The following is a 22,466-nucleotide window of genomic DNA, read 5'->3' as shown; positions in this document are numbered from 1 at the left end:
GGCTCAGCGGATCGTGATGGTGATCGACGAGTTCTTGGGCGCCTTGTCGCCGCCGTCCACCGACTGCTTCTTCACGGTGTCCCCGAAGATGCCCAGCAGGCCGCGGTCCTCGTCGACCTCGAAGCCCGCTCCCTCCAGCTTGTCCCTGGCATCGTCGACGCTCATGCCGGTGACGTCGGGGACCTCGATCATCGGCGGGCCCTTGGAGATCGTCAGCTCGACCGTGTCACCCTCGGCGATCGTCTTGTCCGCGACGGGCGACTGCGCGGCGACATCGCCCTTGTCCTCGTCGGAGTTGACCCGCGACGGCGCGATCTCGACCTCCAGACCTGCGTCCTCGAGGTCGGCGGTGGCGTCCTCCTCGGACTCACCCGTCACGTCGGGGACCTCGACCGGGCGGCCCTTGCTGACGACCAGGGCGACGGCCGAGCCCGCCTTGCGGGTGAAGCCGGTCCGCGGGTCCGTGCTGATCACGGAGCCCTTGTCGATGTCCTCGTTGAAGCTCTTGGTGACCATGCCCGGTTCGAGTCCGGAGTTCTGGAGCTCCTTCTTCGCCTTGGCCAGCGGGATGTTCTTGAGGTCCGGGACCTTCACGGTCTCCGGGCCCAGCGAGACGGTCAGCGTCACCCCGTCGTTCTGCCGGATGCGGGCGCCCGGCGCGGGGTCGGTGTTCATCACCGTGCCGCGCTTGTCCGTGTCGCTGTAGGTGCGCTTGATGCCCTTCACGTCGAGCCCGGCGTCGTCCAGCCGCTGCTTCGCCTGCGCCTCGGTCTTCGCAAGGAGCGGCGGGACCTTCGTGAACTGGCCCGAGTTGATGTACCAGACGCCGGTGCCGATGCCGAGGGCGAGCAGGACGCCGGCTATGACCACGAGGGTGCGGCGGCGCGGGTCGAACCGCCTGCGGGAGGCGCGGGCGGGGGCGGGCGGAGCGGGCGGGCCGGGCGGCGGGGTCGCCAGGATGCTGGTGCGGTTCAGCGCGTCCTGGCCGCCCTGCTCGCCGTCGGTGGGCAGCGGGAGCTGGACGGGGCGCGCCGCGCGCGGGATCACGCTCGTGCGGTCCTCGGAGCCGTCCTGCGCCGCCGGGTGCGCCTGCGGCGGCACCGCGTCGAGCTGCGCCTCGGTCAGGGTGGCCCGCGCCTCCCTGAGCTGGGCGAGGAGCGCCACCGCGTCGTACGGACGGATGTCGGGGACGCGCGCCGTGGCGGAGGCGACCAGCTCGTCGAGGGCGAAGGCGAGCCCGGGGACGGCCGCCGACGGGGGCGGCACGTCCTCGTTCAGGTGCTGGTAGAGGACCTGGGCGGGGGAGTCCCCGGAGTGCGGCTTGGCGCCGGTCAGCATTTCGTAGAGCACGACCCCGCAGGCGTACACGTCCACGCGGGTGTCCGCCGTGCCGTGCTCGATCTGCTCGGGGGCGAGGTAGGAGACGGTGCCGAGGACGGTGCCCGTCGTGTTCGTGACGGTGTCCACCGCGCGGACGAGCCCGAAGTCGGCGACCTTCACCCGGCCGTCGTCCCCTATGAGGACGTTCTCCGGCTTCATGTCGCGGTGCACGAACCCGGCGCGGTGCGCGGCGCCGAGCGCGGCGAGGACCGGCTCCAGGATGTCGAGCGCGGCGCGCGGCTGAAGGGCCCCGCGATCGCGCAGGACGTCGCGCAGGGTGCAGCCCGCGATGTACTCCATCGCGAGGTAGACGTACGACCCGTCCGTGCCCTGGTCGAAGACGCCGACCACGTTCGGATGGGAGAGGCGGGCCACCGACTTGGCCTCGCGGATGAACCGGTCGACGAAGGAGGCGTCGGCCGCCAGCGTCGGGTGCATCACCTTGAGCGCGAGCACGCGGTCGAGGCGGGTGTCCACGGCCCGGTAGACCGTGGCCATCCCGCCGACCGCGATGCGCCCGTCGATGCGGTAACGGCTGTCGAGCAGCTGCCCGACGAGCGGGTCCTGAAGGGTCGTGTCCACGCAGGGGAGTCTACGAGCCGCCACCGACACCTCGTCCCGGGCGGGCGCCCCCACGGCCGGACTGCAGCCGAGCTGTAACAGGCGGAGCCCCCCGGGGGTACTCAGAACGCGGGGCGCTCCGGGTCGAGGCGCGGCATGCCCTCGGCGGGCGACGACGCCTCGGCGAAGTGCCGTCGTGGAATCCGCCCCGCCCGGTGCGCCAGGCGTCCGGCCTCGACCCCGTGCCGCATGGCCTCGGCCATCAGGACCGGCTCCTGCGCCCGCGTCACCGCGGAGGCGAGCATCACGCCCGCGCACCCCAGCTCCATCGCGATCGCCGCGTCGGAGGCCGTGCCCGCGCCCGCGTCGAGGATCACCGGCACGCGCGCGTGCTCCACGATCAGCTGGAAGTTGTGCGGATTGCGGATGCCGAGCCCGGAGCCGATGGGCGAGCCGAGCGGCATGATCGCCGCGCAGCCCACGTCCTCCAGCTTCCGCGCGAGCACCGGGTCGTCGTTCGTGTACGGCAGGACCGTGAAGCCGTCGTCCACCAGGGTCTCGGCGGCGTCCAGGAGCTCGACCGGATCGGGCAGCAGGGTGCGCTCGTCGGCGATCACCTCCAGCTTCACCAGGTCCGTGCCGAGCGCCTCACGCGCGAGCCGGGCGGTGAGGACCGCCTCGCCCGCCGTGAAGCAGCCCGCGGTGTTGGGCAGCACGCGGATGCCGAGCCGGTCGAGCACGGAGAGCACCGAGCCCTGGACGCCCGGGTCGAGCCTGCGCATCGCGACGGTGGTCAGCTCCGTGCCGGACGCGACGAGGGACCGCTCCAGGACGTCGAGGCTCGGCGCCCCGCCCGTGCCCATGATCAGGCGCGAGGAGAGGGTGAGCCCGCCGATGACGAAGGGGTCGTCTGCCATGGTCGTTCAGCCTCCCTGGACGGCGGTGAGTACTTCGACGCGGTCGCCCGCGGAGAGCGCCGTGGTGGGCCACTGCGCGCGCGGGACGACGGTTTCGTTGAGGGCGGCGGCGACACCGGAGTGCGCCGAGGAGAGGGTGGCCACGAGGGCGTCGAGCGTGGTGCCCGAGGCCACATCGCGTTCTTCCCCATTGACGGAAACGGCGAAAGGCGTGCTCATGCGGGCTGCTCCGTGACGTGCTGGGTGCGGGGCGGGGCGAGGGTTTCGGGGGCGGCGCCGTCGAAGCGGCGCGGGGTGAACGGGAGCGCCTCTTCGGGGAGTTCACCCGTGGTCAGGGCGTGCGCCATGACGTCACCCGTGACCGGCGTCAGCAGGACGCCGTTGCGGTGGTGCCCGGTGGCCAGGTGGAGTCCGGCGAGCCGCGTCGGGCCGAGCATCGGCGCGTTGTCGGGAGAGCCGGGGCGCAGACCCGCGCAGGTCTCGGTCAGCGGCAGCTCGGTGATGCCGGGCACGAGTTCGTGCGCGTCCCGCAGGAGTTCGTACACACCGCCCGCGGTGACCGTGGTGTCCCAGCCGAGCTCCTCGCTGGTCGCGCCCACGACGAGCTCGCCGTTCTCGCGCGGCACGAGGTAGACGTGGCTGCCGCGCACCACGGCCCGCACGGTGCGGCTCAGGAACGGCGCGTACGCCTTCGGCACGGTCAGCCGCAGCACCTGGCCCTTCACGGGCCGCACGGGCGGCAGGACGTCGTCGGGGACGCCCGCGAGGCGCCCGCTGAGGCTGCCCGCCGCCAGCACGGTCAGCTCCGCGCCCAGCTCGGTGCCGTCCGCGAGGACGACGCCGCGCGCCCGGTCTTGTACGACCGAGAGGCGCTCGGCCATGGCGCGGTGGAAGACCACACCGGCCCGCTCGCAGGCCACCACGAGGGCCCCGGCGAGCCGCCGCGGGTCGATCTGGTGGTCGCCGTCGACCCGCAGCCCGCCGCGCACGCCCGGCGCGAGCATCGGCTCCAGACGGCGGCACTCGCGGCCGGTCAGCCACTCGGACGCGAGGCCGGACCGGCGCTGCAGGTCGTGCAGTTCGCGCAGGTGGGCGCGGTCGTCGGAGTCCAGCGCGACGGCGAGCGTGCCGCACGCGCGGTAGCCGAGGTCGTGCCCGGTCGCCTCGGCCAGTTCGGCGGCGAAGGCGGGGTAGCGGCGGGCGGATTCGACGTTGAGGCCGAGCAGGGTCTGCTCGCCGTAGTGCAGTTCGGTGACGGCGGCCAGCATGCCCGCCGCGACCTGGGCGGCGCCGCCGCCGGGTGCGGGGTCCACGACCGCCACGGAGAGTCCGCGCCCGGCGGCCCGCCAGGCCGTGACCAGGCCGATGATGCCGCCTCCGACGACCAGGACGTCAGAGGTGGCGGATGGTGGTGTCGTACGTGAATGCATGGGCGTCCAGCCCCTCCCTTCGCCGGCATGACCCGGATCAGGTTCGTACGGTCGGAGGCCGTCCCAGCCTCCCTCTCAGCCCGGTGCGTCCGGGCTCCCGCGAGTGCTCTGCACGGGCCACCCTAGCCCGTCGCTTCGTGCGGCAGTAGGGGAGCTGTCCGGGTATGGGCGGTGACGTTGTGTCAGAGATCTCCCCGACCACATCTGAGGGCGCCCTCGACAACCGCCCTAGAGTGATCGGGTGAGCGAGCAGCAGAGGCAGAGCGAGCAGCAGCAGCGCGGGAAGCCGCGACAGGCGGAGCGGCACGTCGTCATCGTCGGCGCGGGGATGGCCGGGGTGCAGACCGCGGTGGCCCTGCGCGAACAGGGTTTCGCGGGCTCGGTCACCCTCGTCGGGGCCGAGCCGCACCAGCCCTACGACAGGCCGCCGCTGTCCAAGGCGGTGCTGCTCGGCAAGGCGGAGGGCTCGGCCTTCGACATCGACTTCGAGGCGCTCGGCATCGAGCTGAGCCTGGGCCGCGACGTCACCGGGGTGCGCCCCGACGCCCATGAGCTGGACACCGCCGAGGGCCCGCTCCGGTACGACGTCCTGGTCCTGGCGACCGGCGCCGAACCGATTCGGCTGCCCGGCACCGAAGGCGTCCCCGGGGTCCACCTCCTGCGCACCCTGGACGACGCCGAGCGGCTGCGCCCGGTGCTCGCGGGGCAGCACGAGGTGGTTGTCGTCGGGGCGGGCTGGATCGGCGCGGAGTTCGCGACGGCCGCGCGCGAGGCGGGCTGTTCCGTCACCGTCGTCGAGGCCGCGGGACGGCCGCTCGCGGGGGCGCTGCCGGAGGAGGTCGCGGCCCCCATGGCGGGCTGGTACGCGGACTCCGGAGCGGTGCTGCGCACCCACGCGCGCGTGGCGAGCGTCGAACCCGGCGTCGTCGTCCTGTCCGACGGGACCAGGCTGCCCGCGGGCGCCGTCGTCGTCGGCATCGGGGCGCGGCCCGCGACGGGCTGGCTCGCGGGCTCCGGCATCGAGCTGGGCAGCCACCGCGAGGTCGTGGCCGACGAGGGCCTGCGCACCTCGGCGCCCGATGTGTACGCGGTCGGCGACTGCTCCTCCTTCCCCTCGGGCCGGTACGGCGAGCGGCTGCTCGTGCACCACTGGGACAACGCCCTCCAGGGGCCGCGCACGGTGGCGGCGAACATCATCGGCGAGACGCCCGCCGCGTACGACCCCGTGCCGTACTTCTGGTCGGAGCAGTTCGGCCGCTTCGTGCAGTACGCGGGTCACCATGCAGGGGCGGACGAGCTGGTGTGGCGCGGCGACCCCGGCGGCATGGCCTGGTCGGTGTGCTGGCTGCGGGACGGCGCCCTGGTCGCGGTCCTCGCCGTGGGCCGCCCCAGGGACCTGGCCCAGGGCCGCAAGCTGATCGAGTCGGCCGCACGGCTGGATCCCACGCTGACGGCGGATCCGTCGGTGCCGCTCAAGAAGGCGGTTCTGTAGCGGGGTGACGCCATCCGGTGCGGTTCCCCGGCCAGAGATACGCTGGACCCGTGACCGAGATTGACGCAAAGACTGATGCTCTCGTCCCCGACTGGCTGCACCTCCCCGACATCGCGGAGATGCTGGAGATCGAGGTGACCCGCGTGCGCCAGCTGGTCAAGGAGGGCCAGCTGATCGCTGTGCGCCGCGGTGAGAACCGTGCGCTCCAGGTGCCGGCCGCCTTCATCGACGGCGACAAGGTCGTCAAGGGCCTCGCAGGCACCCTGACGCTCCTGAGGGACGACGGCTTCTCCGACGAAGAGATGCTCGAGTGGCTCTTCACTCCCGACCCGACCCTGCCCGGCACCCCCGCGCAGGCGCTGAGCGAGAATCGCGGCACGGAGGTGAAGCGCCGCGCCCAGGCGCTCGCCGTCTGACCTGAACACATCGTCCGGTGTGCGGGCCGCGTGACATCACGCGGCCCGCACACCACCGACAACGGGGGGACTTCTCCATGGCCGCCGACCACCGCGACCGGCTCGCCGACGCCCGGCTCTACCTGTGCACGGACGCCCGCAGGAGCCAGGGGGACCTCCCCGAGTTCCTCGACGCCGTCCTCGCGGGCGGCGTCGACATCGTGCAGCTGCGCGACAAGGGCATGGAGGCCGGTGAGGAGCTGGAACACCTCCAGGTCTTCGCGGACGCCGCCCGGCGGCACGGCAAGCTCCTCGCGGTGAACGACCGCGCGGACGTCGCCCACGCCATCGGCGCCGACGTGCTGCACCTCGGCCAGGGCGACCTGCCGGTGCCCGCGGCCCGCGCCATCCTCGGCGGCAGCGACGACGTGCTGATCGGCCGCTCCACGCACGCCGAGTCGGAGGCCGCCGCGGCCGCCGTCCAGGAGGGCGTGGACTACTTCTGCACGGGCCCGTGCTGGCCCACGCCGACCAAGCCGGGCCGCCACGCCCCGGGCCTCGACCTGGTCCGTTACACGGCCTCGCTGGGCACGGACCGCCCCTGGTTCGCCATCGGCGGCATCGACGCGGACAACCTCGACGAGGTGCTCGAGGCGGGTGCGCGGCGCGTCGTCGTCGTGCGGGCGATCACCGAGGCGGACGACCCGGGCGCGGCCGCGGCCGAGTTCGCGAAGCGGCTTCGTACGTCTGTGTGAGCAACAGCCCGGGAGTGTCCGATCCGTGGACAAGAAACCGGCAAACCGGCCAAAACTCCTGGGTCCGGTTGGGTGACCGCCAAGGCCTGGCTAACCTGCCCATATGGCCCTAGGCACAGCTTCGACCAGGACTGACCGCGCACGCACCGTGCGCGACATGCTCGCGACCGGTAAGACGACGTTCTCGTTCGAGTTCTCCGCGCCGAAAACCCCGAAGGGGGAGCGGAACCTCTGGAACGCGCTGCGCAGGGTCGAGGCGGCCGCCCCGGACTTCGTCTCTGTGACCTACGGAGCGGGTGGTTCCACGCGCACCGGCACGGTCAAGGAGACCCAGCAGATCGTCGCCGACACGACGCTGACGCCCGTCGCGCACCTGACCGCGGTCGACCACTCCGTGGCCGAGCTGCGCAACATCATCGGGCAGTACGCGGACGCGGGCATCAGGAACATGCTCGCGGTCCGCGGCGACCCGCCCGGCGACCCGCTCGGCGACTGGATCGCGCACCCCGAGGGCCTCACCTACGCCGCCGAGCTGGTCGAACTCATCAAGGAGTCCGGCGACTTCTGCGTGGGCGTCGCCGCCTTCCCCGCGATGCACCCGCGCTCGCCCGACTGGGAGTCCGACACCCGGCACTTCATCGACAAGTGCCGGGCCGGCGCGGACTACGCGATCACGCAGATGTTCTTTGACCCCGAGGAGTACCTGCGGCTGCGCGACCGCGTCGAGGCGGCGGGCTGCGAGACGCCGATCATCCCCGAGATGATGCCGGTCACCAACGTCCGCCAGCTCGACCGGTTGCCCCAGCTCAGCAACGCCGTGTTCCCGCCCGAGCTGAAAGAGCGGATCCTCGCGGTCAAAGACGATCCAGCCGCTGTACGCTCCATTGGCATCGAGTTCGCGACGGAGTTCTGCGCGCGGTTGCTGGCCGAAGGTGTGCCGGGACTGCACTTCATCACGCTCAACAACTCCACGGCGACGCTGGAAATCTACGAGAATCTGGGCCTGCACCACCAGGCCTGAATCGGCCGTACCCGTACCCGTACCAGCGGGCGGCCGCAGGGGAGAGGGGCGTACATGGGCTGGACGGTCCTCTACATCGCGTTCGGATTCGTCGCGCTGTGGCTGCTCGGCGAGGTGCTGCTGCAGTACAAGGCCAGGCTGCGCTGGCGCCTGCTGGCCTTCGGCGGCTTCCTCGGTGTCGTCGTCGGCGTGCTGATCCCGTCGGTGTGGATCATCGGGCTCGGCGCCATCGCCTTCGCCACGGGCCAGACGTACGTGACGCTGTCGTTCCGCAAGGGCTTCTCCACCGGCTGGGCGCTCGGCGGGCAGCCGGGCCTGAGCAAGCGCCGCAGGGCGCCGCGGCGGGGCGCCGCGAAGGAGCCGACGCTGCAGGTCTCCGACCTGGAGTACGAAGAGGTCCCGCCGCCGCCCGCGCACGGCCCCGACGTCCCCGCACACGACCCGGACCTCTCCGCGGGCGGGGTGTACGCGCCCGAACCCATGCCCGACGACACCGGCCAGTACGGCGTCTACAGCGACGCGCCCTACGCCCCGCCCGCCGCGGGCGACGCCCACCAGAGCGAGGGCTACGGCTACGACGCGGCGGCCTACGCGGGCTACGACCAGCAGAACTACGGATACGACGAGACCGGCCAGCAGCAGTACGCCGCGTACTCCGACCCGTACATCGGCACGCAGACCTACGGCGCCCGGCAGAGCTACGACACCTACGGCGACCAGCAGCAGTACGCCCCCTACGGAGGCGACACCTACGGCGGCGGGCTCGGCGGGACGTACCAGGACACCCCGCCCGGCGGCGTCTGGGTGCCCCAGCAGCGCACCACCGACGAGCCGTACAGCGCCGAACTCCCGCCGGAGCAGCCCTACCCCTACCAGGGCGGCCACGCGGGGGACTACGACGGCTCGGGCTACAACGAGCAGCAGTACCGCTACTGAGCCCCCGCGCCGCCCCGCGGGGCGGTCACCGGGAGCCGCGGAACTCCGGGCCCTCGACGATCAGCCCCGCGACCAGCGTGCCCGACATGCCCGCGTGGGGCAGGCCGCCGCCGGGGTGGGCCCAGCCGCCGACCGCGAACAGCCCCGGCAGCCGGGTGCTGTTGGACGGTTGCAGGAGCTTCCCGTCGGCCGCGGCGAGCGCAGGGGCGGGGACGGCGCCCCCGTCGGCTCCGGTGGCCTCCGCGACGTCGGCCGGGGTGCGGACCTCGTGCCACAGCAGACGGCTCCGCAGCTGAGGGATCACGGCCTCGGCGCGGGCGATCACCCGCTCCACGTCCTCCGCCGTGACCTCCAGGTGCGCGGGCACCGTCGCCGTGAGCGTCACCGCCTCGTGCGCGGCGTCCGGCGTCAGCTCCGGGTCGTCGGGGCGGAGCACCGCGAGCGTGGGGGAGAGGGGCAGCCCGGGCCGCTCGCCGAAGAGGCGGTCGAGCTCGTCCTGGCGGTCGGCGGAGTGCAGCACCGTGCGCAGGGGGGCGCCCTCGGGGCGCGCGCCGGACAGGGCCAGGAGGACCGTCAGGCGGCTGGGCAGGCCGGAACGCGCCGGGACGTCACCCTCCGTCCGTATGTCCACACCGGGCAGCATGGAGTCCAGGACCGTGGGCGCGACTCCCGCGACCACGAAGTCCGCCTCCGCGGTGGTGCCGTCCGCGAGCTCCACGCCCGCCGCCCGGCCGTCCTTCTCGACGATCCGCGTCACCGCGGCGCCGAACACGAATTCGACCCGCCGGGCCACGCATCGCTCGTGCACCGCGCGGGCCAGGGCGTGCATGCCGCCCCGCGCCGACCAGGTGCCGAACGTCTGCTCCAGATAGGGCAGGACCGCGGCGCTCGCCGGGGCCGTGCGGGGATCCAGGCCGTGTGCGAGCGCGAACTGCTCCAGGAGCGCGACCAGGCGCGCGTCACCGCCCAGCTCCAGCTCGCCGACCTCGCTGAGCGTGGCCGCGCGGCGCTCGCGGCGCAGCAGGCGCTTGAGCGGCACCGAGGGATAGGGCTCGCGGTCGGCGAGCACCTCCCAGTTCGGCCAGAGGGGCTCTTCCAGGAGGGGGCGGCGGGTGCGGTCCCAGGCCTCCCTCGCACGGTTCATGAACGCCGACCAGCGGTCGCCCGCGCCCGCGCCGAGGGCCGTGTCCAGGGCCTCGCCCACGCCCGCGCGCGAGGCGTTCGGCAGGTCCGCCGTGGTGCCGTCCGAGAAGACGTGGCGCACGGCGGGCTCCACCTGGGACAGCTCGACGCACTTCTCCAGGGGCTCCTTGCCCGTCTTGACGAACAAGTCGCGGTAGACCGCGGGGAGGAGGAGCAGCCCTGGTCCGGTGTCGAAGGCGAAGCCGTCCCGCTCGACGCGGCCTACCGCGCCGCCGAACGTCTCCCCGCGCTCGTACACCACCACCCGATGCCCCGCGACGGCCAGCCGGGCAGCCGCCGACATCGCGCCGAGACCTGCGCCGATCACCACAATCCGTGCCATGCCAGGGACTTTATCGGCAGCCACTGACAGTCACGCCGCGACCCCGGTCCGGGCGGGGCACGCTCAGGGCGGCGGCGCCCCCGTGCGGCCCGCGAGCTGCTTCTCCTCGCGCCGCTGGGCCCTGCGCCGCAGGAACCTGCGGATCCGCGAGACGAGGAAGAACATCAGGAACAGGCCGATCACCAGCAGCACGGCCGCGATCACCGCCGCGGCCTCCGGATAGAACATCGCGAAGCTGATGAGGCCACCGACCCCGAGGTCCTCGGCCGTGCTCATCACGAAGTTGCTGAACGGCTCGGGCGAGGTGTTGATCGCCATTCGCGTGCCGGACTTCACCGCATGGCTGGCCAGCGCGGTCGACCCGCCCACCGCGCCCGCCGCCAGGTCGGAGAGGGACCCGCTCTGACCCGCGAGGAGCGCGCCCACCACGGCGCCGGACACCGGCCGGATCACGGTGTGCACCGTGTCCCAGACCGAGTCGACGTACGGGATCTTGTCGGCGACGGCCTCGCAGAGGAAGAGCACCCCGGCCGCGATCAGGACATCGGGCCGCTGGAGCGCCTCGGGGACCTCGTCGCTGACACCGGTCGCTCCGAAGATGCCGAGCAGCAGGACAACGGCGTACGCGTTGATCCCGCTCGCCCAGCCGCTGGTGAACACCAGGGGGAGTACGGACACGGACGTGATCGTAACCAGTTGTGAACGGATCGGCCTGGGGATGAGCACGGACGTCTGAGTATCCGTACCTAGTGAGTGAGATGAGTACCCGCGCGGATGGGCCCCACCTGCGAAGACGGAAGAGTGTGGGTCACGGAGAAGGGCGCAGCGCCGGTACCGCCGACACGGGGCGGCGGAACGGCGCCGCGCCCTTGGCCGCTCGCCCCCGCCACACGGCGGGAGCGAGGTGCGGGGGTGACTCGGGGGGACGACCACACGGGGGTCGCACGGGGGTTACGGGGGGACGAAGAAAGCGCCGGTGCGGTGCCGCCTGGAAACGGGGGGCACCGCACCGGCGCCTTCGCCGTCCTGAAGGAACCGAAAAGGCAGGGCTACGCGCGCGTGCCGCTGACCCGGCCCTGCAGCAGCCGCGACAGCGCCGCATGTACGTCGTCGAGCGAGCGCTCCGGCTGGAAGGCCTGCCAGTCGAGGGCGGCGACCAGCACCATGCCGACGAGTGCGGCGGCCGTCAGCGGGATGTCGATCTCCTCGCTGAGCTCGCCGCTCTCCACCCCCGCCCGCAGCACGTCCTCGACCACCGCGACGGCCTGCTGCCTGACCACCAGCAGGGTGGACTGCCAGGCCCGGTTGGTCCGCCACAGCTCGGCGACGTAGAGCTGGGTGAAGGCCGGGTAGCGGTTGATGAAGACCAGGCCCGCCCGGATCATCGCGTCGAGGGCGTCGACCTTGCGGCCGCCGCTCCTGGCCGCCTCCTCGGAGGCCTCCTTCAGGGAGGCGGTGAGCAGGCCGACGCCGTGCCGCAGCAGCTCTTCGAAGAGGACCGATTTGCTCGCGAAGTTGTAGTAGACGGTGCCCTTCGCGACTCCGGCCCGCTCGGCGATCTCGTCGACCGTCGTGGCCGAGAAGCCCTGTTCCGCGATGAGGGTGACGGCGGCTTCGTAGAGCTTCTGCCGGGTCGCCTCGCGGCGGGTGCTGCCTGCACTGCTGTCCATGGGCCTGATTCTCACAGGTTCCGCAGGCCGTCCCCGCTCCGCCGTGCTCACAGGCTCAGCTCCGGATGCAGCCGGTCGAGGGTCCACACCTGCTTGCGGTGCGCGGAGAGCGCGGTGAGCGCGAGGGCGCCCACGGTGAACGCCGTAAGGACCGCGCAGCCCTGCCAGACGGGACCGAGGCCGCCGCCCGTGATCAGTCTCCGGAGAGCCTCGACGACGTAACTCATCGGCAGGAAGGGGTGGATCGCACTGAAGAAGCCGGGGCTGGTCTGAACGGGGTAGGTGCCGCCCGCCGACGTCAGCTGCAGCATCAGCACGGCGAGGACGAGGATCCGTCCGGCCGCCCCGAAGCGGGCGTTGAGCCACTGCACGATCGCCGCGAAGCACGCCGTCACCAGGCAGAGGAAGCCCACCGTCCCCGCCGCCCGCGCCATCTGCAGGCCGAGGCCCCAGTGCAGGACGGAGAGCAGGGCCGCGGTCTGGAGCACACCGAGGGCGGCCACCGGGAGCCAGCCCGCCACGGCGATGCGCCATGCGGAGGCGCCCGCGGCGAGCGCACGCCGGTTGAGCGGCTGGATCAGCATGTACGCCACCATCGCGCCGACCCACAGGGACAGCGGGATGAAGTACGGGGCGAATCCCGTGCCGTAGTTGGGCGCCTTGTGCATCGACTGGGAGGCGAGCTGCACGGGGTCGGCCATGACGCCGGTGCGCTCGTCGCGGTCCTTCTTGTCGTAGTCCGGGATCTTCTTGACGCCGTCGTGCAGCCCGCCGGACAGCTTCCCTGAGCCGTCGGCCAGCTTGAACATGCCGCCCTTGAGGTCGTTCGCGCCCGTCTCCAGCTTGCCGATGCCCTCGTCGAGGTCCCCGGCACCGGTCTTGGCGGTGCCGAGGCCCGTGTGGATCTTCGTGGCGCCCTTGGCGACCTTGCCCGCGCCCTTGTTGAGGTCGTTGATCTGCGTGACGGCGCTGTTCAGGTCCTCGTCGAGGTGCGGGGCGCGGTCGGCGAGCGCCTGCGACTTCTTCTCCAGCGTGGCCAGGTGCTTGTCGAGCTGCTTGACGTCGCTGTTCTGGTCCTTGATCACGGTGTTCATGTCGTCCGCGATGGTCGACACGTTCTCCGCGGACTCCTTGGCGTCCTTGAACTTCGCGCAGTGCGGGTCCGGGATCGGGGCCTTCTCGCACTGCTGGGTGTAGAACTCGCCGATGATCCGGGAGGCGTCCTTGGCGCCCTCGGCCGCCCCGGGAGCCAGCTTCACCCAGGTGGACAGGTGGTGGCGCATCGCCTTGGAGGAGTCGGCGACGAGCTGGGCCGTGTCCCCGATCGTCTTGCCGTTGTCCTTCAGGAAGGGCCGCACCTGGTCCGCCGTGCCGTTGACCTTGTCGGCCAGCTGCTGCGTACCGCCCGCGACCTTCTTCGAGCCGGCCTCCAGGTCGCCCGCGCCCTTGTGGAGCTTCTTGATGCCCCCGGCCAGGTCGCCGCTGCCGTCCTTGGCGTCCCCCAGGCCGTTCGCGAGGTCCTTGGAGCCCTTCTCGGCCTTGCCGATGCCGCTGTCCAGCCGGTCGGCGCCGTCGGCGGCCTTCTTCGTCGCCCCGTGGATGTCGGAGAACGAGATGAAGATCTTGTCGAGGAAGGAGCGCGAGGCCTTCGTGGACGCGGCGGAGCGCACCTCGGAGAAGACCGTCCGCGAGATCTGCCCGACGATGTAGTTGTTGGCGTCGTTCGTGCGGACCTTCAGGGCACCCGTCTCCGGAGAGTCCCCCGAACTCGACGCGATGCGCTTGCTGAAGTCCGTGGGCATCGTCAGGGACAGGTAGTACGTGCCGTCCTCGACGCCCTTGCGCGCCTCGGCGTCACTCACCTCGTGCCACTCGAAGGTGTTGCTGTCGCGCAGCCCTTCGACGATGTTGTCGCCCGCCGCGAGCTTCTTGCCCTGCGCGGAGGCGCCCTTGTCGTCGTTGACGAGCGCCACGGGGATGCGGTCGAGGCGGCCGTAGGGGTCCCAGAAGGACCACAGGTACAGGGCGCCGTACAGCAGGGGCAGCAGCAGGAGCGCGACGAGCGCGGCACGCGGCAGCTTCCCCCTGCCGAAGCGCCTGAGCTCAAGCGCGGCGAGCTTCGGCGAGCGCATCCGCCGTCTCCTTGTCGTCGTCGGTGCGTTCGTCGTCATCGTTGAGGCGTGTTTCGGGGCGGGGGCCGGTGCGGACCACGACCGCGCCCTCTGGCGCCTCGCTGCACACCGCCACGACGGTCGTCCCGCCGTCCGTGAGGGACTTCAACATGCCCCAGGCCTCGGCCCGTTCGGCGTCGGAGAGCTTCAGGTCGGTGTCGTCGACGCCGAGCACGCGCGGCCGTCCGACCAGGGCCAGTGCCACGGAGAGCCGCAGCGCTTCGAGCCTCTCCAGGTCGCGCACGGAGGTCCGCCGCCCCTTGGGCAGCGTCTCCACGTCGAGCCCGGCGGCGGCCAGCGCGGTGTCGATGCGCAGCCGCGTCTCGTTCACCCGCTCGCTGCGGGGCCGCAGGAGTCCGCGCAGCGAACCGCCGAACCGCCGCTCCAGGAGCGCCCGTTCATGCAGGTGCTCGGCGACGGTCAGGGCCGGGTCGAGGTCGGTGACGCCGGGCACCGGCCCGAGTCCGCTGATCCTGCGCACCGCGGCCAGCTGCTTGGGCAGGCGGAAGCGGCCCACGGACGCGTGGCCCTCGGTGGCGCGCATGCGTCCCGTGAGCGCGAGCAGCAGACAGGTCCTGCCCGATCCCGAAGGGCCCTCCAGCGCGATCAGCGCCCCGGGCTCCGCCTTGATCCTGATGCCGCGGAACGCCCAGCCCCGCGGCCCCTTGAGCCCGAAGTCCTCGGCGGTGACGGCGGCTCCGCGCGCGCCGTCGGTCGGACCGTCCACAGTCCCCCCTGCCCCTTCTTTTGAACTGACTGGTCAGTTCAAAAGTAAGCCCGAACCCTCGATCGAGGCAAAGCCCCAGGTCAGGGCCGATTGTCAGTGGCGTACTCCACGATGAGCACATACGGCCACTGCGCCGTCACACGACGACAGGAGGTTCGTCATGGCCAGCACTTCCGCAGCAGCCGCCCACCGGCACCGCGCCGTCGGCCCTGCTCCCTCACTGACCGGCCCGGCGAGCGATGTCCACCCCGTCCTGCGCCGCGCGACCGCCCCGCCCGCCGCTCTCGAACTGCTCGCCCAGGCCCGCGCCGGAATCGACGAGGCCGCGCATCTGGAAGCACCGCACGAGCGCTATGCCACCGCCCACCTCGCCGCCCTGCGTACCGCGGCCGCTGTGCTTGCCGCGCGCGGCCGCCCGGAGACGACCCCGCGCCGCAGGCAGCGCATCCGCAGCGCCTGGGAAGTCCTCCCTGAGATAGCCCCCGAACTGACCGAGTGGAGCGCCCTGTTCGCCTCCGGCGCCGCCCGCAGGGCCCGCGCCGAGGCGGGCATAGCGGCGGCCGCCACCGCCCGCGACGCCGACGACCTCCTCCGCGACGTGGCGATGTTCCTGCGCATCGTCGAGCGGATGCTCGTGCTCCAGCCCGTGCTGCCCCAGCCCCGGCAGGAGTCGCAGGACGCGGGAAGGGAGCCGCCGGACGCGGGCTGACCGGCGCGTCCGCACGGTGGGACACGTGGCCTTGGCACCACGGCGCAGGCAATAGGGTGGAGGTATCCGCACCCCCGCGCCGAGGAGTCAACTGCCGTGTCGGACCCGATGCGCCCCCGCGCTTCTCTTCGTACCGCCGTGGTCTGGGACGTCCTGAAAGACGCCCTCGACCGCCGGGTCAAGGTCACCGGCCGGGAGTCGCGCACCGAACTGGACGTGCTCGACACCGGCGGCGGCAGCGGCAACTTCGCGGTGCCGGTCGCCCGGCTCGGCCACCGCGTCACGGTCGTCGACCCGAGTCCGAACGCGCTGTTCGCGCTGGAGCGCCGGGCCGCCGAGGCAGGCGTCGCCGACCGGGTGCGCGGCGTCCAGGGCGACGTGCTCGGGCTCTTCGACGTCGTCGAGCGAGGCGGCTTCGACGCGGTCCTGTGCCACGGCGTCCTGGAGTACGTGGACGACCCGGCCGAGGGCGTGCGCCTGGCCGTCGACGCGCTGCGTCCCGCCGGTGTCCTCAGCCTGCTCGGGGCGGGTCTCGGCGGCGCCGTGCTCGCCCGGGCCCTCGCCGGGCACTTCAAGGAGGCGCAGACCGCTCTCACTGACCCGGCGGGCCGCTGGGGCACGGGCGACCCCGTGCCGCGGCGCTTCACCGCCGAGCAGCTCACCGGGCTGGTCGAGGCCGCGGGCGTGCGCGTCGACGCGGTGCACGGCGTCCGGGTCTTCGCCGACCTGGTCCCCGGCGTCCTCGTGGACACCGAGCCGGGCGCCCTGGAGGCCCTTCTCCAGCTGGAGGCCGCGGCCGCGGAGCTGCCCGCTTTCCATGCCGTGGCCACGCAGCTGCACGTGCTCGGTGAGGCGCGAGAGGCGTCCGAGGCCTGAGGCGCCTCCTGCGGTTCACCGGCTGATCAGGGACGCAGCCGCACATGGAGTACGCCACAGGCCCCCCGAACGGGCTACGGGCGCCGTATGATCGAGGGACACCGTTCTGCATGACGGTTCGGCCGCTGGGGAATGCACGCTTCAGCGAGCCGGAGCGGAGTGCAGGTCCGGTTTGGCGAAGTTGGCGCAGAGGGGCGGGTTTCACGGGGGCGATTCCCTGCCTATCCTGAAGGGGACCCCCGGTCGCCCCGGCGACTGCACGATGAGGAGGACTCCGTGCCGCTCTCGGAGCACGAGCAGCGCATGCTCGAGCAAATGGAGCGAGCGCTGTACGCCGAAGATCCCAAGTTCGCGACAGCGCTTGAGGGAAGCGGGCTGCGCACGTACACCCGGAAGCGGGTCTACCAAGCGGTCGTGGGCTTCCTTGTGGGCATCGCCCTTCTCATGGCCGGAATGGTCGCCCAGCAGATCTGGATCAGCGTGGTGGGGTTCCTCGTCATGCTGGGCTGCGCGGTGCTCGCCGTCACCGGTTGGCGCAAGGCGCCGAAGCCGGGCGAACAGCCTTCGGGCGCGGCCGCCGCACCAGGCGGACAGGCGTCCCCACGGCAGGCGAGGCAGCGCCGCTCCGTCATGAACCGCATCGAGCAGCGGTGGCAGCGTCGCCGCGACGAACAACAGGGCGGCCAGTGAGCCAAGCGGCTTACTACTGACCCGAACAGACGTATGCATGTGTGAGGGGTGGCCGCCCGATGGGGCGGTCACCCCTCACAGCTGTCTGCGAAGGTCGCACCTGCACAGCTGTCTGTGCAGGTCACAGCCGTATGCGCGGGCCGCGGGCCCGAGCCCGCGGCCTCCTCAGCTCTCCTGACCGGCCCGCCGCGGCAGCTTCCGTGCGAGCACCGACCACCGCTTCGCGGCCCGCTCGCGCCAGCGCGCCCCGAACGCCGCCCACCGGTCCGAGACCGCCCACACCACCCGCGCGGCCGAACGCGGCGCGAGCATCACCCGCAGTCGTGTCACCCGGCCCACCGGGGCGTTCAGCCCGTCCTGCACACGCCGGACGTCCTCGGCCAGCCCCGCCGTGGGCTGCGGGTGCGGCGCGTACAGCACCTGCTCCACCGCGGCCGCCACCCGGTGGACGGCCTCCGCGGGACCGCTGGTCAGCTGTCCCACGCGGACGATCCGGGCGGCGGCCTTCCGCGGGGTCTGTGACTCGTCCGGCGCAATGCCGTGGTCCCAGGCCGTGTCGGTCACTTCCAGCCAGGCGGCCAGCGTCCGCGCCGCCGCGTCCGCCGGGTCCCGGCCGCCGGAGGCCAGGCGCGCGGCCCGTACCCGGGTCCGCCACAGGAAGGGCAGCAACGGCACGGCGAGGACGAGCAGCGCCGCCAGAGCGATGCCCACGATCATCCCGATGGGCGGCCCGTCGCCGCCCGAACCCGCCGCCACCGCAGGTGCGGCGCTCGCGCAGCCGCCCTGCTTCTTGATGTCGGGCGGGCAGGTGTCCGAGGCAGAGGGCGCCGTGGAGGGCTCGGAGGAGGCGGAGGGCTCCGGCGCGTCCGGGTCGTCCGTGTTCCCGGACGGGACGTCCGAGCGGGTGTAGTCCGGCACCGTGCCACGGCTCGGCGTCGGCTCGAAACGGGTCCAGCCCACGCCCTCGAAGTACAGCTCGGGCCAGGCGTGCGCGTCCCGCAGCCCGACCGACATCGAACCGTCCCCCTGAACGGTGCCCGGCGTGAAGCCCACGGCGACCCGGGCCGGGATCCCCAGCGTCCGCGCCATGGAGGCCATGGCGAAGGAGAAGTGGACGCAGAACCCTTCCTTCTGCTTCAGGAACCGCTCGATCGCGGAAGGACCACTGCCCGCCCGCACCTGGGTGTTGTACGTGAACCCGCCGTCCGACGCGAAGTAGTCCTGGAGCTTGACCGCCTGCTCGTACGGGTTCGCGGCGCCCCTGGTGACCTGGCGGGCCCGGTCCGCGACCATCCCGGGCAACGAGTCCGGCACCTTGGTGAATTCGCGCCGCAGATCGTCGGGCGGCGCCGGCGCGGCCGCGAGCTGCTCGGCCGTGGGCTCCACGACCAGGCTCTTGACCTGGTACTGCGAGCCCCGCGTGGTCTGGCCCCGGTCGCCGACGAGGGCGCGGCCCACCGGCTCGTACCGCCAGCGGCCGTCGATCTTCACCTGGCTGGCGGGAAACGGCATCGGCAGCCAGTTCTGCGCATAGCTGTCGGCGGCCGCGAGGTTCGTCTGGATCTCGGTCCTGCGGACGTCGGGGCGCAGGCCCTGCGGGGTCGGCAGCGGTGACGGCACGTCCTGGATGCGCCGGACCGTGGTCTTCCACGTGGTGCCGTCGAACTGGTCGAGCGAGACGATCCGCAGATACAGCTCGTCGGTCGCCTCGGCGTTCGTGCGGTACGAGAGGACCTCGCGGTCCTCCGGCTGGTTCAGGCTGTCCTGGAGCGCCACCAGCGGATTCACGGCCGAGATCGTCCCGCCGCCGCCCGAGCCGTCACCGCCTGCACCGCCGGAGCCGTCCAGCAGACCGCCGTCCAGGGCGGGCAGCGCGAGCGGCACCACCAGGGCGATGCCCAGGGCGACGGCCCCGATGCGGCGTCCGGTGCGGACCGGGGCGAGCGCCCCGCTGTCGCTCTCCAGACCGCCGGTGACCCGGCCCGGCGCGCGCGCCGCGCCACCGAAGACCCGGCCCCACTGCGAGAGCCGGTCCCGGCCCTCGGCCAGGAGCAGCAGCAGATATCCGGCGGCGGCCAGCAGGAACCACAGCCATCCGGCGCCGCCGTCGGAGAGCCCCGCCGCGACCGAGTACAGGGCGAGCAGCGGAAGCCCCGCGGGGGCCGCCGTGCGGAAGGTGACCGCCAGCGCGTCCACCGCCAGGCCGATCACCAGGACGCCGCCGACCAGCATCAGCCTGATGCCGTCGCTGAGCGGCGCCGGGATCATGTACTGACTGACGTCGTTGCCGCCCGCTTCCAGGAGCACGCCGAACCGGTGGAACACATCGGGACCCGGCACGATCCCCGCGAGGGCCTGTTCGCGGGCGAACACCAGCGTCAGCAGGAACAGCGAAACCAGCGCCTGCACCGCCACTGTGAGCGGCCTGGCCAGCGGCACCCGCCGGGCCAGCGCACCCACTCCGCTCTGCAGCACGAGCAGGACGATCGCCTGCAGGAACCACGTCGCCGGATCGACGAGCGGCAGCAGCGAGCCCGACGCCATCAGTGTGGCCGTCGTGGCGCACACCGCGAGCCGCGCGCGTCCGCTCATGAATGTCCCCCCACGTTCGTACGGCCCCGGCCGTTCATGCCCATCCCCCGGTCGTCGTGCCCGCCACGGGCGCCGGGCCCGCGCTCGTACGGGCGTGGTCCGCCTGCCGCCACAGGTCCGCGAAGCCCGCCCCCGGAGGCACCGCCAGAGCCGTCCAGCCCGCCTCGCGGAGCATCTGCACGCGCGCGTCACCCGCTCCGGACGGGAGAGCGCCCTGGCCCTGCGCCCAGGCCGTGCTGTCCAGCACGAAGGCGACGGCGGCGCCGCTGCGCCGACGCATCTTGGCGACCACCGCGGCCTGATCCCCCGCAAGGTCGCCCAGGAAGGCGATGAGCAGGCCCTCGTTCCCGCCGCGCAGCACGTCGTACGCCCGGGAGAGCCCGGCTCCGTCCGAGTGGTCGACCACCGCGAGCGTGTCCATCATCAGTCCGGCCGCGTCCGCCGACTCCTGGCTTGCACCCGCGAAGCCGTCCGAGCCCTCGCCCGGCACCGAGGCGCCCGTGTCGGTCAGAAGACGCACCGAGAAGCCCCGTTCGAGCATGTGGACCAGCGTGGACGCCGTGCCCGACACCGCCCACTCGAAGGCCGAGTCCGGGCCCGCGCCCCGGAAGCCCGCGCTCCGGGTGTCCAGGAGCACCGTGCAGCGGGCGCGCTGCGGCTGTTCCTCACGGCGCACCATCAGCTCGCCGTAGCGCGCGGTGGAGCGCCAGTGCACCCGGCGCAGGTCGTCGCCGTGGCGGTACCCGCGCGGGATGACGTCGTCCTCACCGGCCAGGGCCAGCGAGCGGTTCCGCCCGTCGCCGTACCCCTTCGCCTCGCCGGTCAGCCGCACCGCGGGCAGCGCCTCCACGCGCGGGATCACCGTCAGGGTGTCGTACGTCGAGAAGGAGCGCGTCAGCTCGCACATCCCGAACGGGTCGGTCAGACGCAGCTGCAGCGGTCCCAGCGGATAGCGGCCGCGCAGGTCGGAGCGGACGCGGTAGGACACCTCGCGCCGCCCGCCCGCCTCCACGCGGTCCAGCACGAACCGGGGGCGCGGGCCGAGCACGTACGGCACCCGGTCCTGGAGCATCAGCAGCCCGGTGGGCAGCCGCGAGACGTTGTCCATCCGCAGGTGGACGCGGGCCTCCGAACCGGCGGGCACGCGCCCGGGGGAGAGCCTGCGGCTGCCCGCGACGCGGTACCGGGTGCGGAACAGGACGGTGGCGCACACCAGGGGCAGCACGGCGAGCAGCAGCCCGACGCGCAGCAGGTCGCTCTGGCCCAGGACGTAGGCGCAGATGGCGGCGGCGATACCGGCCGCGAGGAAGGAACGTCCGCGGGTGGTCAGGCCCGCGAGGGCCGTGCGCACCCCGCCCTTCTCGGTTTCGGCGGGGTCCGCCGGCCTTCCCCCGGCCGTCATCAAAGCCTCCGGGCGCCGGGCGGCTGCTGGTTGAAGTAGGCGCCGGAGCCCGGCTGCACGGCGGCGGGCACCGGGGTGTGCTGCAGGATCTCCAGGACGACGGATTCGGCCGTGCGCCGGTTCAACTGGGCCTGTGCCGTGGGCAGCAGCCGGTGCGCCAGGACCGCGACGGCCAGGGCCTGCACGTCGTCCGGCAGGGCGAACTCACGGCCGCTGAGCGCGGCGGAGGCCTTGGCGGCGCGCAGCAGGTGCAGCGTCGCGCGCGGGGAGGCCCCGAGTCTGAGGTCCGGGTGGTTGCGGGTCGCGGCGACCAGGTCCACCGCGTACCTCCGCACGGGCTCGGCCACGTGGACCGTGCGCACGGCGTCGATGAGCTTCACGATCTCGTGCGCGTGGGCCACCGGCTGGAGGTCGTCAAGGGGCGAGGCGCCGCCGTGGATGTCGAGCATCTGCAGCTCGGCCTCCGGCCCCGGATAGCCGATCGAGACGCGCGCCATGAAACGGTCGCGCTGCGCCTCGGGCAGGGGATAGGTCCCCTCCATCTCGACGGGGTTCTGCGTGGCCACCACCATGAAGGGACTCGGCAGTTCGTACGTCTGTCCGTCGATGGTGACCTGGCGCTCCTCCATCGACTCGAGCAGCGCGGACTGTGTCTTCGGAGACGCACGGTTGATCTCGTCGCCGATCACGATCTGCGCGAAGATCGCGCCCGGCTTGAACTCGAAGTCCCTGCGCTGCTGATCGAAGATGGACACCCCGGTGATGTCCGACGGCAGCAGATCCGGTGTGAACTGGATCCGCCGCACGGAGCAGTCGATGGACCGCGCAAGTGCCTTGGCGAGCATGGTCTTGCCCACGCCCGGCACATCCTCGATGAGCAGGTGCCCCTCAGCCAGGAGCACAGTCAGCGAAAGCCGTACGACCTCTGGCTTGCCCTCGATCACACCCTCCACCGACCTGCGGACACGCTCCGCGGTCGTGGTCAGATCTGTGAGGCTCGCTCGATCGTCATAGGTCGTCACCCGGCCCTCCTCGGCCCTTCCCCAACGCTCGCGAGGAGCAGGGGATACCCCATTTCCGGGCCGACGCTCACGCGCAGACCCGGTCCACCCAGAATTCACCGGCGCCACGCATGAATGGTTCTGCGTGATGCCACCCCCGCATTGTTGTTGGGCATACCGGGTCGTGTCACTCGCCTGTGGATAACTGGCGGCGAT

20 protein-coding genes and 1 riboswitch are annotated in these 22,466 nt (G+C 72.5%); of the genes, 8 read left to right on the top strand and 12 right to left on the bottom strand.

The window, feature by feature from the left end; genetic code table 11:
- Window positions 1-3: 3 nt before the first annotated feature.
- The 4 genes from pknB to thiO form a co-directional block, all read right to left on the bottom strand.
- Window positions 4-1,962, bottom strand: coding sequence for a Stk1 family PASTA domain-containing Ser/Thr kinase (gene pknB, locus AC068B_RS00550; RefSeq protein WP_478668045.1), 1,959 nt, complete (start codon window positions 1,960-1,962; stop codon window positions 4-6).
- A gap of 101 nt (window positions 1,963-2,063) precedes the next feature.
- Window positions 2,064-2,858, bottom strand: a complete 795-nt coding sequence (locus AC068B_RS00545) for a thiazole synthase (RefSeq protein WP_478668043.1) — start codon at window positions 2,856-2,858, stop codon at window positions 2,064-2,066.
- 6 nt (window positions 2,859-2,864) lie between these two features.
- Complete coding sequence (thiS, locus tag AC068B_RS00540; protein ID WP_055570174.1) at window positions 2,865-3,077, bottom strand: sulfur carrier protein ThiS; 213 nt, start codon at window positions 3,075-3,077, stop codon at window positions 2,865-2,867.
- Window positions 3,074-4,288 (bottom strand): glycine oxidase ThiO, encoded by a 1,215-nt coding sequence (thiO, locus tag AC068B_RS00535; protein WP_478668042.1) that lies wholly within the window; start codon window positions 4,286-4,288, stop codon window positions 3,074-3,076. The genes thiS and thiO overlap by 4 nt, the downstream gene beginning before the upstream one ends.
- A riboswitch (TPP riboswitch) is annotated at window positions 4,286-4,399 on the bottom strand. Its footprint overlaps the gene before it by 3 nt.
- Before the next feature lie 217 nt (window positions 4,400-4,616).
- Between thiO and AC068B_RS00530 the strand changes: the two genes are divergently transcribed.
- From AC068B_RS00530 to AC068B_RS00510, 5 genes are all read left to right on the top strand, one after another.
- Complete coding sequence (locus AC068B_RS00530; RefSeq protein ID WP_478669188.1) at window positions 4,617-5,780, top strand: NAD(P)/FAD-dependent oxidoreductase; 1,164 nt, start codon at window positions 4,617-4,619, stop codon at window positions 5,778-5,780.
- A 50-nt stretch (window positions 5,781-5,830) separates the two neighbouring features.
- Entirely contained in the window at window positions 5,831-6,196 is a 366-nt protein-coding gene (locus tag AC068B_RS00525; protein ID WP_356267948.1) for an Rv2175c family DNA-binding protein, read from the top strand.
- Between the two features lie 77 nt (window positions 6,197-6,273).
- Window positions 6,274-6,930 (top strand): thiamine phosphate synthase, encoded by a 657-nt coding sequence (gene thiE, locus AC068B_RS00520; protein ID WP_478668040.1) that lies wholly within the window; start codon window positions 6,274-6,276, stop codon window positions 6,928-6,930.
- 103 nt (window positions 6,931-7,033) lie between these two features.
- Window positions 7,034-7,951, top strand: a complete 918-nt coding sequence (metF, locus tag AC068B_RS00515; protein ID WP_356267952.1) for a methylenetetrahydrofolate reductase [NAD(P)H] — start codon at window positions 7,034-7,036, stop codon at window positions 7,949-7,951.
- A gap of 54 nt (window positions 7,952-8,005) precedes the next feature.
- Window positions 8,006-8,887, top strand: coding sequence for a hypothetical protein (locus AC068B_RS00510; RefSeq protein ID WP_478668039.1), 882 nt, complete (start codon window positions 8,006-8,008; stop codon window positions 8,885-8,887).
- A gap of 25 nt (window positions 8,888-8,912) precedes the next feature.
- Here AC068B_RS00510 and AC068B_RS00505 read toward each other — a convergent pair whose 3' ends face one another.
- From AC068B_RS00505 to AC068B_RS00485, 5 genes are all read right to left on the bottom strand, one after another.
- A complete protein-coding gene (locus AC068B_RS00505; protein WP_478668038.1) occupies window positions 8,913-10,412 on the bottom strand; it encodes a phytoene desaturase family protein in 1,500 nt (499 codons plus the stop codon).
- A 63-nt stretch (window positions 10,413-10,475) separates the two neighbouring features.
- Window positions 10,476-11,090: a DUF4126 domain-containing protein gene (locus AC068B_RS00500; protein ID WP_356267958.1), complete on the bottom strand. Its 615-nt coding sequence runs from the start codon at window positions 11,088-11,090 to the stop codon at window positions 10,476-10,478.
- Between the two features lie 371 nt (window positions 11,091-11,461).
- Entirely contained in the window at window positions 11,462-12,082 is a 621-nt protein-coding gene (locus AC068B_RS00495) for a TetR/AcrR family transcriptional regulator (protein ID WP_356267960.1), read from the bottom strand.
- A gap of 47 nt (window positions 12,083-12,129) precedes the next feature.
- The gene (locus AC068B_RS00490; RefSeq protein ID WP_478668036.1) at window positions 12,130-14,214 is read right to left on the bottom strand and encodes a YhgE/Pip family protein; all 2,085 of its coding nucleotides are present in this window, start codon (window positions 14,212-14,214) and stop codon (window positions 12,130-12,132) included.
- The gene (locus AC068B_RS00485; protein WP_478668034.1) at window positions 14,186-14,980 is read right to left on the bottom strand and encodes an ATP-binding cassette domain-containing protein; all 795 of its coding nucleotides are present in this window, start codon (window positions 14,978-14,980) and stop codon (window positions 14,186-14,188) included. Before AC068B_RS00485 ends, AC068B_RS00490 begins: the two co-directional genes overlap by 29 nt.
- A 160-nt stretch (window positions 14,981-15,140) precedes the next feature.
- Here AC068B_RS00485 and AC068B_RS00480 point away from each other — a divergent pair, with 160 nt between their 5' ends.
- The 3 genes from AC068B_RS00480 to AC068B_RS00470 all read left to right on the top strand — a co-directional run bounded on the left by AC068B_RS00480 (window position 15,141) and on the right by AC068B_RS00470 (window position 17,255).
- A complete protein-coding gene (locus AC068B_RS00480; protein ID WP_478668033.1) occupies window positions 15,141-15,689 on the top strand; it encodes an SAV_6107 family HEPN domain-containing protein in 549 nt (182 codons plus the stop codon).
- A gap of 96 nt (window positions 15,690-15,785) precedes the next feature.
- Window positions 15,786-16,565 carry a methyltransferase gene (locus tag AC068B_RS00475; protein ID WP_478668031.1) on the top strand — a complete coding sequence of 260 codons (780 nt, stop codon included), beginning with the start codon at window positions 15,786-15,788 and terminating at the stop codon, window positions 16,563-16,565.
- A gap of 276 nt (window positions 16,566-16,841) precedes the next feature.
- A complete protein-coding gene (locus tag AC068B_RS00470) occupies window positions 16,842-17,255 on the top strand; it encodes a DUF3040 domain-containing protein (protein WP_356267970.1) in 414 nt (137 codons plus the stop codon).
- Between the two features lie 165 nt (window positions 17,256-17,420).
- On the opposite strand, the gene AC068B_RS00465 is transcribed toward AC068B_RS00470, so the two are convergent.
- Genes AC068B_RS00465 through AC068B_RS00455 form a run of 3 tightly spaced genes read right to left on the bottom strand, consistent with a single transcriptional unit; the run spans window position 17,421 to window position 22,271 of the window.
- Window positions 17,421-19,847 carry a transglutaminase TgpA family protein gene (locus AC068B_RS00465; RefSeq protein ID WP_478668029.1) on the bottom strand — a complete coding sequence of 809 codons (2,427 nt, stop codon included), beginning with the start codon at window positions 19,845-19,847 and terminating at the stop codon, window positions 17,421-17,423.
- Window positions 19,848-19,881: 34 nt separating this feature from the next.
- Window positions 19,882-21,249: a DUF58 domain-containing protein gene (locus AC068B_RS00460; protein ID WP_478668028.1), complete on the bottom strand. Its 1,368-nt coding sequence runs from the start codon at window positions 21,247-21,249 to the stop codon at window positions 19,882-19,884.
- Window positions 21,249-22,271, bottom strand: coding sequence for an AAA family ATPase (locus AC068B_RS00455; RefSeq protein ID WP_478668027.1), 1,023 nt, complete (start codon window positions 22,269-22,271; stop codon window positions 21,249-21,251). The genes AC068B_RS00460 and AC068B_RS00455 overlap by 1 nt, the downstream gene beginning before the upstream one ends.
- Window positions 22,272-22,466 lie beyond the last annotated feature (195 nt).

This window comes from Streptomyces sp. NPDC042371 (assembly GCF_056437465.1).
This window is presented reverse-complemented; position numbering and strand designations above follow the sequence as displayed.